The sequence below is a fragment of the Paraburkholderia terricola genome (assembly GCF_900142195.1).
Lineage (GTDB): Bacteria > Pseudomonadota > Gammaproteobacteria > Burkholderiales > Burkholderiaceae > Paraburkholderia > Paraburkholderia terricola.
In genome coordinates this window covers 214,583-231,488 of the sequence record NZ_FRAB01000008.1, presented here as the reverse complement: position 1 = coordinate 231,488, position 16,906 = coordinate 214,583, and the positions used below count along the sequence as shown (strand labels likewise).

The following is a 16,906-nucleotide window of genomic DNA, read 5'->3' as shown; positions in this document are numbered from 1 at the left end:
GGCCGCGATGAGCCTGATGCATCACGGCGTCGACCTGACCGTGATCGCGCTCTGGCTCGGTCACGAGTCCTCCGAGACTACTCAGATCTATTTGCACGCCGACATGCAACTCAAGGAACGCGCGCTCGCGCACGCGACGGCGAGTGGTCTTGCACCGACACGCTACAAACCTCCAGATCCGTTGCTCGCCTTCCTGGAGGCTCTCTGATAATGCCGACAACCGGAGCGACCGGGAATAGAGATCCGCCAACCGTTGTGTCCGTGGATTCATGACGCGGCATAATCGGGGAGTCGGCATAACGTCATTCATGCCGCTAGCGGCATGAATGACGTTATTCGAGATGGGCCAGTCGCCATTTTCGACGTAGCGGATGAGTTTCGGCCACTGCGAGCGCAGATAGGTCAGACCCTTGCCGAGCAGGCTCTTCGGCGTGACACCAGGCGACTGCTCGACCATCAGCGTGTGGATTGCGGCGAGCACGCGCGCGCTGTAACGTCGTCGCAATCGCTGTCGTCGCGATGCCGACCATGTTTCTCTACGCGCTTCGGCCGCGAACAGCTTGCCGATCAGCTTGATGAAGCGCGTCGCGAGCAGATGAGGCGTGCGTGCCGCCTTCGGCACGCTGTCTTCCGCTTTGACGAAGTACCGTCTCACATGAACCCAACATCCCAGGTGCACGAGCTGATGACGCTCGGCAATGTCGTTGTAGGGTTCGTAGCCGTCGGTCATCATAACCGCGCCCGCACGGATGCCGGTGAACAGCTTGTCTCCTAACTTGGCACCACGCCCCGGTGTATAGGTGAAGCAGCGGATGAGCACACCCGAATCCGTCATTTGCGCCCACAGGTAACTTTTCGTTTGCGCACGGCGGCCTTCTTCTTTCAGCACCTGGAGCGTCGTCTCGTCGCAGTAGATCAGCTCAGTATCCAGCAGCACGTCGCGCACCAGGTTGATCACGGGCTGTGTTGCGAGGCCGACGCGGACCATGCTGGCGGCGATCGTGTTCGACGAGATATCGCCACCGAAGCGGCGCAGCAGACCCGCTTGCCGATACAGCGGCATGCCGAACTGATACTTGCCGGTGGCAATCCACGCGAGCGCCGATTCGCTCAACAGTCCGCGGGGGATGATACGTGGCGGCGCCGGCGTCACCTTGATGCCGAGCTCACAGCACGGGCACGCATATTTCGCGCTGGTGCTGGATCACCCGAAGCTGCTCAGGGATTACCGTGAGCTGTTCGCTGATCTCTACGCCGAACTCGACGAGCGCGTGACCGTCGTTCGCACAGAAGCGTTCGACTTCGGGTAGTTCGTGCCGTACGATGTCACGCGGCAGGCTGGGATCGAGCGGCTTGCGATGACCGCGCTTCTTGCGTGTATGGGCGGCGACCGTCGTATCGGGGGCATCTTCCTGCGCGGGCGTCGCGTTTGCGCCCAGCGCTTCGGCCTCGTTGAACAGGCCGAGCTGATCGGAGTCCCGTGCTTCACTCTTCGCGCCGAACAGCTCGCGACGGTAAGAGCGCAGTCGTTCTTCGGCCAAGTCGCGCTCCGCCGTCACGAGACGCACCATGCTACGCAGTTCGTCTCGCTCTTGCTGAAGTGCTGCGTGCTGCTCACGAATCGCGAGCAGCGCGGCGAGTTCATCGGCGGTGACGGTGACTTGAATCGGCATGCTGATTGGACAGGCATGCCGATCGATGTTCAGCTCACGCGTAAATATTTCCGCGTCGGATGCCGCTGGACCGTGGTAATGTCGTCACCGTCGAGCAACGCGTGCAGCAGCTCCGTCGTCATCGTCACGACTTCGGTTTTCTTGCCCGGCCAGGTGAAGTGATCAACCTCGAGGCGCTTCATCAGCAACCAGAATCCGTTCCCATCCCAGCCGAGGATCTTGATCCGATCGCGACGTCGATTGCCGAACACGTAGAGCGACGCGTCCATCGGGTTCAAGCGCATCGACTGTTCGACGAGAATCGACAGGCTGTTCATGCCGTATCGGAAGTCGACGGGATCGCGGTGCAGGTAGACCTTCAAGCCTTCGTCGAACCGGAACACGGCAGCCTCCCGAGCATTTGAATGACCGTGGCCAATTCGTCGATGCTTGCCTCGCCGAGATCGAACTCGACGCCATTCGATAGACGCACGTGCAGCGAAAGCGCCATCGAAGAAGGCAACGGTGATGGCTCGGACGGTTGTGCGCACGGCGATGCGATAGCCGCTACGATCGGCACGAACGTCGATGGGGGATTGGGGAGGTCGATCGTGACGCCGTCAGAAATCGCGGGCGTTCGGGCGACTCGCTCGTGTTCGAGCTGCGCCTGAATCTTCTGGTAGCGGGCGATCCAGCTGCGCAGGAGGTTCGGATTGAGACCATGCTCCATGGCGGTCCGCGCTATGGAAACGCCGGGCTGCAAGCAGATCTGTACCAGTTCGTCTCGCGCAGCATCGTCATATTCTCGGCGCCCATCTCGCTTTCGGCCGATGACCAGTCGGCTACGCAGGTCTCGTTTCTCACTCATACACTCTGATACCAGCTGTTCACGTGGACACGTAGCATCAGAGTGAAGCGATTTCTAGACAAGGACGTCGTTAGCGGACCGCATACGGACAAGGAGCTAGCGCATGAGCAGCGATCAATCGAAAGGTATCGCCGAACAATTGAAGGGCCTCGTCAACAAGGGGTTGGGCGCCGTGACCGGCAACGAGGACCGCAAGGTCGAGGGCGACGTGCAGATCATGAACGGCGCAAACCGGAAAGACCTGGGTGACCAAAAGGAGAACATTCGCAAAGGCAAGACCGACCCGGGCAACCCCACCAACGAATGACGCCGCTCATCGACTGACGATCATCGTCTTTTCATCTTCGACCCGACTGCGCGCCTGTTTCGCAAGCGAAGCAGGCATGGCCAATGCTGCGCTTCGTGCAGAAGTCCGGGCGTGGCGCGAAGCCGCGTAAAACAAGTTGGAGGGGAGGGCAGTCGTCATGAATTCGATCCTGAGAAGCACGTTGATTGCGGCGTCGATCGCCGCGCTGACCGTGGGTGCGAGCGGTTGCAAGCGCGTGGACAACACCAGCAGGGACACGATGAGTTCGGGCAGCAGCGGCGTGATGAGCAACTCGGCCGCGCCGAGCGGCACCGGTAACAGCGACGCGGCAAAGCGTGTGACCCCGCCGGTCGGCATCGCGCCGGCACGCCCGGCGAGCCAGTAAGTCCCGATCGGGTGGCGCTCCGCGCGGGAAAGGCGCGCAGGGTGGCGGCGGCTGCAACGTTGCCTTGGAACAGTCTCTTCCAACGCGGCCTATATATCCGTGCCACTGGCGCGGATACAGTGCCGATGCACGCACGGTTTCCGTGTGCGAGCGAGAGAGTTGGCCCCGGCTGGAACTGATTCCCCAGCCGGGGTTTTTTTCGTTTGGCGCCGCCGATTGGCCGCATGTGTCGTGACGGCGCTGTGCCACGCAAGCAAGCGGGTTGCCTACCGCGTGCCTGCGAGCCGGGAGTAAGACCCACCAGCAACCGAACCGCACCGCGCAGTGCGCTCAACCGTTGAAGCAGCGAAACGCAAGACTGATACGCGGTTCAGTCACGGCCGGCGTCTTGGGAATGCTGTGCTCGTGCGTGAATTGCGACGCATAGCTCATCACGATGCAACTGCCGGCCTCCAGTTCCACATGCACCGTGCGGCCGCCGCGCGCCTTCGGCCGGATCGACATGCGGCGGCTCGCGCCGAGCGAGACGATCGCAATCGGCTGCGCGGGCAGGAGCTTTTCCGTTTTGTCGCCGTGCGGCGCGACGCTGTCGTTGCCGTCGCGATAGAGGTTGAGACCGACGCGGTTGAACGGTGCGCCGACCAGTGCGCGAACGGCTTCGAACGCTTCGCTCAACGGCGCGGGCAAATCCGCGCAGTCGCGCGAGAAGGTGGCGATCAGACGCGGCACCGCGACTTCGCGCTCGTACATCACGCGCTGCTGGCTCAGCCAGCCGATATTGCGGAACGCCTCCTCGAACCACCGTTGTGCGACGGCGGCCGCGATCGACTCGGGCAGGTAACGAATCCCGCCTTCGCCGTCACGAACGAGAGAGACGGGCTCGGGTGCGAAGAGGTCTTGCTGGGACGCCATGATTTCAACGTTGCGGTAACGAGCGCCCGTTCGGACGGCGACGGGCGCCTCGTGCACGTCATTGTACTGTGATTTTATACAGTAGTTTTGGCGAACCCGGGCAGGCGGCGTTGCCCGCCTTCATTCGCCCGGACTGTACAGATCGAGCAGCTTGAGCGTCACGCCGTTTGTCCAGCCGAAGCCGTCCTGCAGCGGATATTCGCCGCCGCCTCCGCCACCGGTTCCCGCGCCTTCGACCACGTACTTCTCGACCAGCTTCTTCTCCGACGCATAAACGCCCTTCACGTCAGCGAGAAAACGCGTGCCGATCTGCTGGGCAAGCTCATCCTGGCCATAGCGTTTCAAGCCTTCGATAGCGACCCAATGCAGCGGCGCCCAGCCGTTCGGCGCATCCCACTGCTGCGTGGTGTTATAGGTCGTCGTGACGAGGCCGCCCGCTTGCAGCAACGTGGACTGCACTTGCCGCGCGGTCTTTTGCGCGCGCTCCGGCCAGGCCGCGCCGACGAACAACGGAAACACCATCGCCGCGGTCTTGTTGTCGCGCGGCCTGGCGAGCTGCCAGTCGTAGTCGCCGTAGTAGCCGTTGGCATTCCACAGGTACTTGTTGATGCCGAGCGCGCGTTTTGCCGCGCGTTGCGCGAACTCGCCGACGCAGCGGAAATCGCGCGTCGCACCGCAGCCTTTCGCGATGGTGATTTCGAGGTGGAACATCAGGCTGTTCAGATCGACGGGAATGATCGACGTGGTGCGCACCGTCGCGAGCGTCATGTTGTCGCCGAACCAGCGCGAGCTGAAATCCCAGCCGCTTTCGGCGGTCGCGCGCAACTCGCGGTACACCTCGTTCGGGCTGCGGCCGCTGGCCTGTTGCGCGGTCTTGATGTCTTCGAGATACGACTCGTCACGCGGCGTATCCAGTTCATCCCAGTAGCGGTTGAGCACCGTGCGGTCCGGCATCACGACGACGTTGCGGGTGGCCTGACCGGGTTGCGTCGTGGTCTCGCCCCGCATCCAGTACGCGTATTCCTTGCGCAGCGCGGGCAAGTACTTCTGATAGACGGTGTTGCCTTCCACCTTCGCCGCGAGCGCCACCATATGCGAGAAAAACGGCGGCTGCGAGCGGTCCAGATAGTAGGTGCGATTGCCGTTCGGAATGTGGCCGAAGGTATCGATCTCGTAGGCGAAGTTGTCGAGCATGTTGTCGACGAGATCCTCATGGCCGGATTCCTGTAACCCGAGCATCGTGAAATAGGTGTCCCAGTAGTAGCCTTCGCGGAACCGGCCGCCGGGCACCACATAGGGCTTCGGCAAGGGAATCAGCGAGCTGTTCGGCGGCGCGCTCGTGGTGGTGCGCGTGAGCGCGGGCCACAACCAGTTGATATGTTCGCGCAGCGTTTGATTCGCGGGCGGCGTGATGACCGGCTCGCTCGGCGGCGTGAAGTACTGGTTGACGAAATTCGCCAGCGAAAAGGCGGGATTGCTCTTCTGCTGTTCGTACAGTTGCACGATCGTGGCGGGGTCGGCGTTCGGCGTCGCGTCGACGAAGGTCTTCTGGTCGGGATAGATCTGCGCGGTTTGCACGGCTACGAACAGGTCGCCGTAGAGCGTACTGGGCGCGGGTGGAAGCGTGCTGCCGACCTGGGTGTCGGCATGGCAGACGCCGGCGAGACCGAGCAGAAAGACGAAGCTGGAAGCGGCGCTTGCTCGCCGCAGGCTTTTCATTCCGGAACGCGGCGCAGAGGGAAGGGGCGAAGGCTGGAAAGCCGTGCGAGCGGCGCGGATGGCGCGCCATTGCGATGACACAATCATGTCTCCTCCTGGGGAATGGACAACAGGATTGGTCTGCCTCACACCCACTCTTATTTCATACGATTGCTGGGCCGTCGCTAGCATCGCACAGATTGAAGGGGGCTTCAAACTATGCGCCACGGGTCCTGTCGAGCGCCGCAAACAGGAGGTCCGCGGCACGCCAAACGCGAAAGCGCTGATTGTGTACGATGCGAAGTTGCTTCGCGTGTTCGAGGCCGGGCTTTGTCCACTTGCCGGTCTTCATCGTTAGCGCATGCCGCGTGCGTGTCACCCCATTCCCTTGTGCCGAGGAAATCGCCATGCATATCGCACCGTTTCAGATCGCCATACCCGAACCTGACGTCGACGATCTCCGCCGGCGCATCCGCGCGACGCGCTGGTCGCCGGTCACGCCCGCGCCCGCGTGGCAGCAGGGCGCCGATCCGGCATGGCTGCGCGAGCTCGCCGGCTACTGGGCCGAGCGTTTCGATTGGCGCGAGGCCGAGCGCGGCTTGAACCGGCAACCGCAGTTTCTCGCCGACGTCGACGGTCAACGCGTTCACTTCGTCCATCGGCGCGGCGCGGGCGCAGCGCCCTATCCGTTAGTGGTGACGCATGGCTGGCCGGGTTCGTTCTTCGAGTTCCACACACTCGTCGACCAGTTGTGCGACCCCGCCGCATTCGGCGGCGACGCCGGCGATGCCTTCGATGTGGTGATTCCGTCGCTGCCGGGCTTCGCGTTCTCGCCGGCGCCGGCGCAGCCTGGCATGTCCGCATTCCAGATCGCGGACCTGTGGGTGTCGTTGATGCGCGGCCTCGGGTACGAGCGCTTCGGCGCGCAGGGCGGCGATCTCGGCGCGGGCGTGTCGGTCGCGCTTGCCGCGCGGCATGACACGGCGGTCGACGGCATTCACCTGAACTTCTTGCCGAGTTCCTACGAGCCCGCAATCGGCGCGGCTCAAACGCCGCTCACGTCGGCGGAAGAAAATTTCTTGCGCGAGAGAAACGAATGGGCCGCGCTCGAAGGCGGCTATTCGCACATGCACGCCACGAAGCCGCAGACGCTGGCCGCGTCGCTCAACGATTCGCCGATGGGACTCGCGGCGTGGATCGGGGAAAAGTTTCGCGCCTGGAGCGATTGCGGCGGCGACGTCGAGCGGGTGTTTTCCAAGGACGAACTGCTCACCAACATCTCGCTCTACTGGTACACGCAGAGCATCGGTTCGTCGATGCAACTGTATTGGGAAAACCGCCTTCAGCCGATGCGTTTCGCCGACGGACCGCGGGTCGTGCCGCCGGTCGGTTACGCGCGTTTTCCGAAGGAACTCAGCCGTCCGCCGCGCAGTTGGCTTGAACGGACCTTCGACGTCGTGCAATGGACGGACATGCCGAGCGGCGGACACTTCGCCGCAATGGAAAAGCCCGATCTGCTCGCGGCGGAGATTCGCCGGTTCTTCAGGCCGTTCCGGCGAAAGACCGCTTGAAAGCCGCTCGAAAACCTCATGAACGGCAACGGAAATGCTCACGCGTCGATCGAGGCAACCGACAAGGTAACTTGTTCTCTCACACGCAATCGCGACTCCGCAATTATTGCGCCCGACAATCGGCAAGCACGCATTGTCGGCCGCCGCGTTGCGTCCCGCTGAGTTTTGGCGGAAACGCGCCGCAAGGACGTGAAACGATAGCGCAGACCTGCTATCGCGATCGGGTTCGTGCATGACGCCATGAAGGCGCGCATCGCGCGGCTTGGGGCTCGCCCGGCGAAAGCACATGTGAACCGACCTGCGAGCAGTAACGGCAGCGCTAACGATGCGAACCGTCTCTCACGCGTGGTGAGGAGCAATGTGAATCTCTTTCCGTGCACGCTTGTTTATGTGGATGTCGACGCGAAGCCGGGTCCCAACTCGACGAATCGCGATCCGCTCTCGTATGTGAGCCAGGCGATCTGCCTGAACAACAGCTTGCGGCGCGTGGGCATGCCGACGCTGACGATCATGACGAACGCGCCGGCACAGGTCGAAAAGCGGCTCGAAGGCCTGCCGCCGGAAAAGCGCCCGGCGGTGACGAAGCTCACCGCGACGATCGAGTTGCCGAAGAACACGCCGTTCTACGCGGCGCATTTCAAGCTCGATCTAATGGATCAACTCTCCGATGCGCTGCCCGCGGACACCATGATGCTGTTGCTCGACGCCGACATGGTCGCGTGGTTGCCGCTCGATCACACGCTGATCGAGCGATGCGCCGAGGCGGGCCTCGGTGTCTACGATATTTCGGACCAGGTTTTTCCCGCATACGGCAGCGAACGCGTGGTGGCGGATCTGGAAATCGTCGCGGACGGGCGGCTCGCGAATCCGCGCTGGTACGGCGGCGAATTCATGCTCGCGACGCCCGCATCGTTGCGCCGGCTGGTGCCGCGTGCGCGCGCCAGTTACGCGCGTTACCTGGACGAAAGCGAACGCCTGAGACATCACGGCGATGAGGCCTTCATTTCCGCCGCGCTCAATGCGCTCGTGGACGAGGGGCAAACGGTGGTCGAGGTCGGCGCCTATCAGGCGGTTGGACGTCATTGGCCCGGCAACAACTATCGGGACTTCCGCTGGTTCTGCTGCTGTTCGTTCATCCATTTGCCGGGCGGCAAATATCTGCTGGAAAAGGAGGCGCGCTTTGTCGAGTTCGCGCCGACCCGTTTCTGGCGGCGCATGCGTCACGCGCATCTGCGCGGCCGCATGCGTCACGCGGTGAAGCGGATGGTCAGGATGCTCAGCGCCGAGCGCCTCGCCACGCTGTCGGCTTACGCGCTGCGCGGCGTGAAGAGCTAGATGCGCTGACGCCCGTCACATCTTCACGTCGATGCGTCCATAGACTCCGTTGGCTTCGTCATTGGGCCCGGCGGCAAAAAACAGCGTGTTGACCGGCTGATTATTGAGCCCGTTACCGAACGCGATACCCCACAGGCCGTCCTGCACGAACGCGTTTCCATTCGACAGCTTGACGGCGCCAAGCGACTGGCCGGTGATGGGGTCGAACGCATTGATCGTGCCGTCGCCGAAGTTGCCGATCAGCACGTCGCCGCTCAAGCGGCCGAAATTCGCCGGCGCTTGCGCGACGCCCCACGGCGCGTTCAGCGCACCGGCTGAAGCAAAGCGCTGCAACAGATTGCCGGACGTATCGAAGATGTCGACGAATCCCAGACCCGCGCCGTGAACATCGTCATGCGCATCCGCGTCCTGTTTGGCGTAGGTCACGAAGAGCTTCGCGCCGATGGCCTGAATGCCGAACGGCGCGAAACCCGTCGGCAGCAGAGCGTCCTGGAACTTGCCGGGCATCGCGACTTTCGCGAAGTTCTTGTCGAACACGTCGATCTTGTTGTTGTGAAAGTCGGTGGCGTAGAGCAGATTGGCGGTGCCGTTGCTGGCGAGCGCCAGTCCCTTGTAGACCGCGCCGCCGTTGCCGTCGTCGAACACGGTGATTGCCGCGGTGGGCGCGACCGCCGGCGCCCATGCGGTGATGTTGCCGCCTTCGCCGGAAAAGATGAATGCGGCGACGCCCGATTTGCCGCCCTGCGTGACCATGAAATCCGTCGTGCCGTTGAACACGATGCCGGTCGGGTTCGCCGAACCGCTCGCGCCGGCCGGAATCCTGACGACCAGCGATTGCGGCACGCCGTTGCCGTCATAGAGCGTCGCGAGCGAGGTTGCGTTATCCGCCACCCACACGAAACCTTTTGGATTGAACGCGATGCCCCACGCGTTCTTCAGATTGGCATCGGTATGCGGCGCCGCGACCGCGCCGTCCGACACCAGCACGGTGGACGTGAACGATTGCGCGTTGAGCGAGCCGGAACTTCCCCCGCATGCAACGAGACTCGTCAACGCCGCGGCGCCCATGACGGCGCCCAGTACCTTAAGCACAGATTTCATGACCACACCTCCGTCACGACCGATGGATCGTCGAGGCTATTCAAACGTGTGGCCTTGCCGCTTTATTCCCTCAGCGGCGCGGAAATCTTTTGCTTCAGATCGTTCCGAACAATGCGCGCGGACGATCCTTGAGCGTGCCCGTCAAGAGCCGCAACGCGCTCACGAGTTGATCGCGGCTCGTCGCGCAGGCGAGGTTGATGCGCACGCCGTGCTCGATCTCCGAGCGGTCCACGGCGAACGCCGACGACGGCATCACCACCACGCCGCGCGCCTTCGCGTTCGCCGCGAAATCGTCGGCGCGCCACGGCGGCGGCAACTTGAGCCACACGAACATGCAGGCGGGGTCGGTCTGCAGCATCTCCTGCGGCAACAGTTCGCGCGCGAGGTCCTGGCGCGCGCGAATCTCGGCAAGTTGCGCGTCCATGATGCGGCGCGCGGTGCCGTCCTCGATCCAGATCGACGCGATCAACATGGACATCGGCGCGGGCATCCATGCGGTGGTGCGCACGGCTTCCGCGCACAGCGCGGCGCTGTCCGGGGGACTCAGCAGATAGCCGAGCCGCAGGCCGGGCGCGAGGATCTTCGAAGTGGCCGCAAGGTGAAACGTCAGTTCGGGACACAGGCTCGCGATGGTCGGCAGACGTTGCGACACCAGTGGTCCATAGACGTCGTCCTCGATGATCGCCACGCCGTGGCGGCGCGCGATGTCGGCGAGGGCCATGCGGCGTTCGAGGCTCATCGTCGTCACGGTGGGGTTCTGCAGATTCGGCACGGTGAAGATCGCCTTCACCGGCATGCGCCGGCAGGCGCGCTCCACTTCGTCGGTGAGCAAGCCTTCGCGGTCGCTGGGAATGCCGACGATCTCGAACTGAAACACCGGCGCGAGCGCTTTCAGGCCGTAGTAGGTGAGCTGGTCGGCGAGGATCACGCCGTCCGTGCCGATCAGGCTGTTGAGCACCGCATACAAACCGTGTTGCGCGCCGCTCGTCACGACCACATATTCGGGCGCCGGCGCGAAGCCCGGCGCGGCCATCCACTGCGCGCCCGCGGCGCGCGCCCATGACGGCCCTTGCGGCGGCTGATACTCCTGCAATTGCGGATAGCGCGGATCGCGCGGCAGGTCCGCGAGCGTGCGCGCGAGGCAGTTCAGAAATTCGCTGGTGGCGGGGCGGTTGACGGTCAGATCGATCGCCGTGTTGCTCGCCGGCTGCGCGGGCTCGACGCTCGGCATCGCGCCGCCGGTCACGAGCGAGCCGCGCCGCTTGCTGCCGATCACCAGTCCGCGCAACTGCAATTCCTTGTACGCGCGCGAAACCGTCGACACGTTGATGCCGAGTTCCGTCGCCAGTTGCCGCTGCGGCGGCAGCCGGCTGCCCGGCGGATAGACGCCGCTGCGGATCTCGTTCTCGATCGAACTGGACACCTCGACGTAGGTGGAGCGCTTCGCCTGCGCGCTCGACCCGTTAGTCCGACGCGCCGTGCCTTTGCCAGAAGCCATAAGAACCGATGTCTCCATACAAAAAATGCTTTGTCCGCGATTGTGCGGAGTTTTGCCGATTCTATACCAGACAGCGGGACTGCAAACGCTAAAAGTGCGTAGGCAGGGCGGCTTCGCACGGCTCGGGCACGGGCTGTCCGTTTGCGGCGCAGACCATCCAGGGAAAACGCCGATGCCACACAATGCGCGTTTTAATTGCACACAAAAAAATATTGTGTGATTCTGTGCTCATGGTTTTGTTCGGTGGCGCGGGAAATGAGCCGCTACCGGACAGCATTCGAAACTTATTAGCCGGAGCTTGCTGGATGCGCTTTCCTCAGTCCACACCACGCGGATGCGTGTCGAAACGCGGTGCGCCGCCCGTCCTCGGCCGTTGCGCCGCCGTACCCGAAAGGCGCGCGTGATGCCGGACGTCGCCATCATCGGTGCGGGGTTCATCGGCCTGGCGAGCGCGGCCGCGTTGATGCGCGACGGCCACCGCGTCACGCTGTTCGATCCGGCCGGCGTGGGGCAGGGCGCGTCGTTCGGCAACGCCGGGACGTTCGCGCCGTATGCGTGCATTCCGGTCAACAACCCGTCGGTGTTCCGTGACTTGCCGCGCTTTCTGTTATCGAACCAGAGTCCGTTCAGATTGCGTTGGGGTTATCTACCGCATCTCGCGCCGTGGCTGGTGCGCTTCATGATGAGTTCGCTGCCGCGCCGCTACGAGGCCAGCGCCGCCGCACTCGCGGCGCTGCTCGATCACGCGTATGACGGCTATGCGCCGCTGCTCGCGAACCCGGAACTGGCGAGCTTCGTTCGTCCGCGCGAGTGCCTGTATCTGTATTCGAGCGCGGCTTCATTCGATGCCGCGCGTGCCGCGCTCGATCTGCGCCGGAAGCTCGGCGTCACCTTCGATCTGCTCAAGGGCGACGATATCCGTGCGCTGGAACCGTCGCTCGCACCGATCTTCGAGCGCGGCGTGCTGTTCACGAATAGCTGGCATTTCTCCGACCCGCAAGGCTTCTTGCAGACGCTTCATGATCGACTCGCCGCGCAAGGCTTGACGCTGGAGCGCGCGGCGGTCGAGCGCGTGCAGCCTTCGGGCGAAGGCGCGAGCCTCAGCGTCGGCGGCATCGCGCGCCGTTTCGATTACGTGGTGGTGGCAACCGGCGCGCGCTCCGCGCAGTTCGCCGGCCAATGCGGCGACCCGGTTCCGCTCGACACCGAGCGCGGCTATCACGTCCGTTTTCCCGGCGCGCAGCAACTGGTGTCGCGGCCGGTCGGCTGGGCCGAACGCGGCTTCTACATGACGCCGATGAGCGACGGCTTGCGCGTCGCGGGCACCGTCGAACTCGCCGGTTTCGGCGACACGCGCAACCGCTCGCTGCTCGACTTGCTGACGTTTTCCGCGAAGCGCGCGCTACCCGCGCTGGCTACGCCTGACAGCAACTGGCTCGGCTTTCGCCCGACGCTGCCCGACGGCGTGCCGGTGCTCGCGCGATCGCGCGCGAGCGAACGCGTGATCTACGCCTTCGGCCATCAGCATCTGGGCCTGACGCTGGCGGGCGTGAGCGGGCGCATCGTCGCGGATCTGATCGCGCGGCGGGCGCCGTCGCTCGATCTCGCGCCCTACGCGGCCACGCGTTTTTGATTTTGCAGGGGACAGCCAAACGAAGTTTTCACGTTTCACCACAGGCATCGCAGGACGGTTTCGACGCGTCGCGCATCGGATCGGTCAACCTACTACACGCGCGACGTCACATCTCGCAAGGAGCGCATCATGAATCGCCGCTATTGGCTGTTGAGTGCCACTGTCTGTGCACTCGCCACGTACATGCCGTTGTCGTGGGCCGCCGACCCCGAAGTCGTCAAGATCGGTTTCGTCGGGCCGTTGACCGGTCCGGTGGCCCGAGTCGGCAAAGACTTGCAATATGGCGCGCAACTGGCGCTCGATGAAGAGAACGCGAAGCATCCGACCGTCGGCGGCAAGCCGGTCAAGTTCGTGCTCGACGTGCAGGACGATCAGGCCGACCCGCGCGTGGCGATTCAGGTCGCGCAGAAGCTGGTCGACGAAGGCGTGGTGGGGGTGATCGGCCACTACAACTCGGGTTGCAGCATTCCGGCTTCGACGGTCTATCACCAGGCGAACGTGGCGATGATCACGCCGGGCTCGACCAATCCGCAACTCACCAAGCAGGGCTTCAAAAACGTCTTCCGCACGATGGGCCATGACGGCATCGGCGGAGTCGTCGCGGGGCATTTCGTGGTGGAGCAGATGAAGGCGAAACGCATCGGCATCATCGACGACCGCACCGCATTCGGGCAAGGTCTCGCGGATGCGTTTGAAAAAGGCGTCAAGGAAGCGAACGGCAACGTGGTCGATCGCGAGTTCACCAACGACAAGGCGGTCGATTTCCGCGCCATTCTGACCACGTTGAAGAGCAAGAACGTCGACATGATCTTCTTCGGCGGCCTGGACGAGCAGGGCGCGATGCTGGTCAAGCAGATGCGCTCGCTCGGCATCAACGCGCAACTGTTCGGCGCGGGCGCGCTGAAGAGCAATGCGTTCCTGCAGATATCCGGCGCGGCCGGCGACGGCACCCAGGATCTCGAGCCGGGTCCGGCGCTCGACAAGCTGCCCGCCGCGCAGGCGTTCGGCAAGCGCTACAAGGCGCGCTTCAATCAGGATGTCGAGCTCTACGCGCCGTTCGCCTACGACGCCGCGCTCGCGATGATCAAGGCGATCCACGGCGCCGACTCGCTCGATCGCGCGAAGATTGTCGAGAGCCTGTCGAAGGTCACGGTCACGGGTGTGACCGGCAATATCACCTTCGATCCGTATGGCGATCTGATCAAGCCGCCTTATACGCTGTTCCAGGTTCAGCAAGGGCAATGGAAGAGCATCAAGACGGTGGGCGGCAACGGCGCGTAGTCGTTGGCGGTTTGCGCGGGTGCGCAGGCGATTGCGTTTGCGTTTGCGATTGTGTTTGTGTTTGTGTTTGCGGTTGCCTGCCGCGCAAACCGCTAGCCGTTCAGGTCGGGATTCTGCTGCGCGAGTTCATGCACCCACTCGCTGAATACTCTGACGCACATGCTCAGGCGGCGGTGCGGGTAAAGGATCGAAAGCGGAATCGGCGGGCTCGGGAAGCCGCGCAGAATTTCACGCAACGCGCCCGCATCGATCGCTTTCGCCACCATGAAGCGCGGCACCTGGATCATTCCCAAGGCTTCGAGCGCGGACGTGATGTAAACCTGGCCGTCGTTGACCGCCAGAATCCCTTCCATTGGTTTTCGCACGAGCGCGCCGTCGACTTCGAATTCGAAGGGGTAGACACGCCCCGTGCGCGCCGAAAAATAATTCACCGCGCGATGCCGCTCGAGATCGTCGGGCGTGGCCGGCTCGCCCATCTGTTCGAGATAGGCGGGCGCCGCGCAGGTGGTCATGCGCACGCTGCCGATCGTGCGCGCGACGAGGCTCGAATCGTCGAGCACGCCGATGCGGATCACGCAATCCACGCCTTCCTGCACGAGATCCACGTTGCGATCGGCGATACCCAGCTTCACCGCGATGTCGGGATAGCGCGCGTTGAAATCGCGCAGCACGGGAATCAGCACGTTGGTGGCGAATGTCGCGGAGGTGTCGACGCGAATCGTGCCGCGCGGGCTCTGGCGTTTGTTCGATAACGCCGACTCGGCGTCGGAGACCTCGGCCAGAATGCGCGCGCAATATTCGTAGTAGAGCGCGCCGTCGCCGGTGACCTGAACGCTGCGCGTCGTGCGATTCAGGAGCCGCACGCCGAGATGGCCTTCGAGGTTCTGCACGACAGTCGACACCGACGCGCGCGGCATTTCCAGCGAATCGGCCGCCCTGGAAAAGCTCGACGCGTCCACGACGCGCTTGAACACCGTCATCGCCTGAAGCATGTCCATACGTGTTGTCCTTGTGATGTGACCGGTTGGCGCGAGCGCGGCAACGAGGCGACATTCTAGAACGGCGACACGGCGGCGCGTGCCGGTCTCGGGGCGCAAGGACACGTCAACCGGTTGGATGCGCTCGCGTCCTCCGCATGACGAGGCGGCCCTGCAAAAAAGCTTGACACTTCACGATCAATCTCTATAGTTCACCACATGGCGAAGTATCCGGTCAGTCAGTTGGATCGTACGTTTTCCGCTCTCGTGGACCCCACGCGGCGGGCTATCCTCGCGCGTCTGGAGCGGGAGCCCGGCCTGTCGATCACGGAGATCGCGCGTCCGCTGCCGCTCAAGCTTCCCGCTGTCATGAAGCACCTCGACGTGCTGAGCGAAGCGGGTCTCGTGGCGCGTACCAAGAAAGGCCGGACCGTTTCGGTGGACCTCGTCGCCGGCCCGATGGAGGAGGCGATGGCGTGGCTACGACGCTATGAGCGCTTCTGGTCCGCCAGTCTCGATCGACTTACCGACTTTGTGGAGGGGGAAGAGGAATGATCAAGGAAAAGCCCAGCCTGACCATCATCCGGCGCATCAAGGCGCCGCCGGCGAGAGTCTACGCAGCGTGGACGCGCCCCGAACTGATGGCGCGCTGGTGGGGGCCCGACGCCGGGCCGGTGCTGAGCGCCGAAGCCGATCCGCGCGTGGGCGGGCGCTTTCGCGTGGTGTTCCAGACGCTCGACGGCGAAACGCACGACTGCCGCGGCGAATACCAGGAAGTCGAACCGGACAGCAAGCTCGTCTTTACCTGGCAGTGGGTGACGATGCCGGAGCGCCAGTCTCTCGTGACGATCCGATTGCGTCCGATCGAAGAAGGCACCGAACTCAATTTCACGCACTCGCAATTCTTCGACGCGGCCGCGCGCGACGCGCATCAGGTCGGCTGGAACGGCTCCTTCGACAAGCTCGAGGCACTGATCGCCGAACTGAACGACACAGGCGAATAAAGCGCATCGGACCGAATTCAACCCATATCGAGGTCGAACATGAAGCTCTACTATTCTGAAACCCTGGCCCCCAGAAAAGCGTGCGCCGTGGCGAAGTACCTGGGCTTGCCCATCGAATACGTTTTCGTCGATCTGGCAAAGGGCGAGCAGAATGAACCCGCTTATCTGGCGATCAATCCGAACGGCAAGGTGCCGTGTCTCGTCGACGGCGATAAAAGCCTTTGGGAAGCCGACGCGATCATCTGCCATTTCGCGCAGCGCGCGGAATCGGATCTCTGGCCGCGCGGCGCGCGGCAGGCCGATGCGGTGCGCTGGTTCAGCTGGAACAGCCAGCATTTTTACCGGCATGGCGGCACGCTTTATTTCGAGCATCTGGTCAAGCCGCGGATCGGACTCGGCGAGCCGGATGCGTCGAAAGTCGCTGAAGCGCAGGGCTGGTTTCGCAAGCACGCGGGCGTGCTCGATCGGCATCTCAAGGATCGCACATGGCTGCTTGGCGATGAACTGAGCGTCGCGGACTTTTCGGTCGGCGCGACCTTGCCTTACGCGAAAAGCGCGGCGATGCCGCTCGAAGAGTTCGAGCATGTGCGGCGCTGGCACGATCGGTTGAACGCGCTCGACGCCTGGCGCGATCCGTTTCCGGCGCGGCCGGCGCTGTCCGTCGCGAACGGTTGAAGGAACGGC

Annotated in this window: 17 protein-coding genes and 1 pseudogene; 9 read left to right on the top strand and 9 right to left on the bottom strand. The window is 63.5% G+C overall.

What is annotated here, in order from left to right:
- Positions 1–7: 7 nt before the first annotated feature.
- Positions 8–208 carry a hypothetical protein gene (locus tag BUE39_RS09955; RefSeq protein WP_327083063.1) on the top strand — a complete coding sequence of 67 codons (201 nt, stop codon included), beginning with the start codon at positions 8–10 and terminating at the stop codon, positions 206–208.
- 108 nt (positions 209–316) lie between these two features.
- Here the strand turns inward: BUE39_RS09955 and tnpC are convergent.
- The 3 genes and pseudogenes from tnpC to tnpA form a co-directional block, all read right to left on the bottom strand.
- Positions 317–1,673: pseudogene (gene tnpC, locus BUE39_RS09950) on the bottom strand (IS66 family transposase); the annotation flags it as partial.
- Between the two features lie 29 nt (positions 1,674–1,702).
- Positions 1,703–2,056, bottom strand: a complete 354-nt coding sequence (tnpB, locus tag BUE39_RS09945; protein WP_073428469.1) for an IS66 family insertion sequence element accessory protein TnpB — start codon at positions 2,054–2,056, stop codon at positions 1,703–1,705.
- The gene (gene tnpA / locus BUE39_RS09940) at positions 2,032–2,520 is read right to left on the bottom strand and encodes an IS66-like element accessory protein TnpA (protein WP_073428468.1); all 489 of its coding nucleotides are present in this window, start codon (positions 2,518–2,520) and stop codon (positions 2,032–2,034) included. Before tnpA ends, tnpB begins: the two co-directional genes overlap by 25 nt.
- Positions 2,521–2,623: 103 nt before the next feature.
- Here tnpA and BUE39_RS09935 point away from each other — a divergent pair, with 103 nt between their 5' ends.
- On the top strand, positions 2,624–2,827 hold the full coding sequence (locus BUE39_RS09935; protein WP_073428467.1) for a CsbD family protein: 204 nt from the start codon (positions 2,624–2,626) through the stop codon (positions 2,825–2,827).
- A gap of 6 nt (positions 2,828–2,833) precedes the next feature.
- On the opposite strand, the gene BUE39_RS34830 is transcribed toward BUE39_RS09935, so the two are convergent.
- The 3 genes from BUE39_RS34830 to treA all read right to left on the bottom strand — a co-directional run bounded on the left by BUE39_RS34830 (position 2,834) and on the right by treA (position 5,930).
- Positions 2,834–3,184, bottom strand: a complete 351-nt coding sequence (locus BUE39_RS34830; protein WP_159442551.1) for a hypothetical protein — start codon at positions 3,182–3,184, stop codon at positions 2,834–2,836.
- 358 nt (positions 3,185–3,542) lie between these two features.
- The gene (locus tag BUE39_RS09925) at positions 3,543–4,124 is read right to left on the bottom strand and encodes an alpha-ketoglutarate-dependent dioxygenase AlkB family protein (protein WP_073428465.1); all 582 of its coding nucleotides are present in this window, start codon (positions 4,122–4,124) and stop codon (positions 3,543–3,545) included.
- Positions 4,125–4,244: 120 nt separating this feature from the next.
- Positions 4,245–5,930 carry an alpha,alpha-trehalase TreA gene (gene treA / locus BUE39_RS09920; RefSeq protein WP_073428464.1) on the bottom strand — a complete coding sequence of 562 codons (1,686 nt, stop codon included), beginning with the start codon at positions 5,928–5,930 and terminating at the stop codon, positions 4,245–4,247.
- Positions 5,931–6,229: 299 nt separating this feature from the next.
- On the opposite strand from treA, the gene BUE39_RS09915 reads away from it, so the two are divergent.
- Together BUE39_RS09915 and BUE39_RS09910 are read left to right on the top strand one after the other, a co-directional pair.
- Positions 6,230–7,393 carry an epoxide hydrolase family protein gene (locus BUE39_RS09915; RefSeq protein WP_073428463.1) on the top strand — a complete coding sequence of 388 codons (1,164 nt, stop codon included), beginning with the start codon at positions 6,230–6,232 and terminating at the stop codon, positions 7,391–7,393.
- Between the two features lie 360 nt (positions 7,394–7,753).
- Complete coding sequence (locus tag BUE39_RS09910; RefSeq protein WP_073428462.1) at positions 7,754–8,728, top strand: hypothetical protein; 975 nt, start codon at positions 7,754–7,756, stop codon at positions 8,726–8,728.
- Between the two features lie 15 nt (positions 8,729–8,743).
- Here BUE39_RS09910 and BUE39_RS09905 read toward each other — a convergent pair whose 3' ends face one another.
- On the bottom strand, positions 8,744–9,829 hold the full coding sequence (locus tag BUE39_RS09905; RefSeq protein ID WP_073428461.1) for a TIGR03118 family protein: 1,086 nt from the start codon (positions 9,827–9,829) through the stop codon (positions 8,744–8,746).
- Between the two features lie 94 nt (positions 9,830–9,923).
- Entirely contained in the window at positions 9,924–11,327 is a 1,404-nt protein-coding gene (locus tag BUE39_RS09900; protein ID WP_073428460.1) for an aminotransferase-like domain-containing protein, read from the bottom strand.
- 403 nt (positions 11,328–11,730) lie between these two features.
- Here BUE39_RS09900 and BUE39_RS09895 point away from each other — a divergent pair, with 403 nt between their 5' ends.
- Together BUE39_RS09895 and BUE39_RS09890 are read left to right on the top strand one after the other, a co-directional pair.
- Positions 11,731–12,960: an NAD(P)/FAD-dependent oxidoreductase gene (locus tag BUE39_RS09895; RefSeq protein WP_073428459.1), complete on the top strand. Its 1,230-nt coding sequence runs from the start codon at positions 11,731–11,733 to the stop codon at positions 12,958–12,960.
- 129 nt (positions 12,961–13,089) lie between these two features.
- Complete coding sequence (locus tag BUE39_RS09890) at positions 13,090–14,241, top strand: branched-chain amino acid ABC transporter substrate-binding protein (RefSeq protein WP_073428458.1); 1,152 nt, start codon at positions 13,090–13,092, stop codon at positions 14,239–14,241.
- Positions 14,242–14,333: 92 nt separating this feature from the next.
- Here the strand turns inward: BUE39_RS09890 and BUE39_RS09885 are convergent, their stop codons facing one another.
- The gene (locus BUE39_RS09885; protein WP_073428457.1) at positions 14,334–15,239 is read right to left on the bottom strand and encodes a LysR family transcriptional regulator; all 906 of its coding nucleotides are present in this window, start codon (positions 15,237–15,239) and stop codon (positions 14,334–14,336) included.
- Positions 15,240–15,437: 198 nt separating this feature from the next.
- On the opposite strand from BUE39_RS09885, the gene BUE39_RS09880 reads away from it, so the two are divergent.
- The 3 genes from BUE39_RS09880 to BUE39_RS09870 are packed head-to-tail and all read left to right on the top strand — an operon-like array spanning position 15,438 to position 16,897.
- On the top strand, positions 15,438–15,773 hold the full coding sequence (locus BUE39_RS09880; RefSeq protein ID WP_073428456.1) for an ArsR/SmtB family transcription factor: 336 nt from the start codon (positions 15,438–15,440) through the stop codon (positions 15,771–15,773).
- The gene (locus tag BUE39_RS09875) at positions 15,770–16,222 is read left to right on the top strand and encodes an SRPBCC family protein (RefSeq protein WP_073428455.1); all 453 of its coding nucleotides are present in this window, start codon (positions 15,770–15,772) and stop codon (positions 16,220–16,222) included. Before BUE39_RS09880 ends, BUE39_RS09875 begins: the two co-directional genes overlap by 4 nt.
- A 39-nt stretch (positions 16,223–16,261) precedes the next feature.
- Positions 16,262–16,897 carry a glutathione S-transferase family protein gene (locus tag BUE39_RS09870; RefSeq protein WP_073428454.1) on the top strand — a complete coding sequence of 212 codons (636 nt, stop codon included), beginning with the start codon at positions 16,262–16,264 and terminating at the stop codon, positions 16,895–16,897.
- The last annotated feature ends 9 nt before the right edge of the window (positions 16,898–16,906 follow it).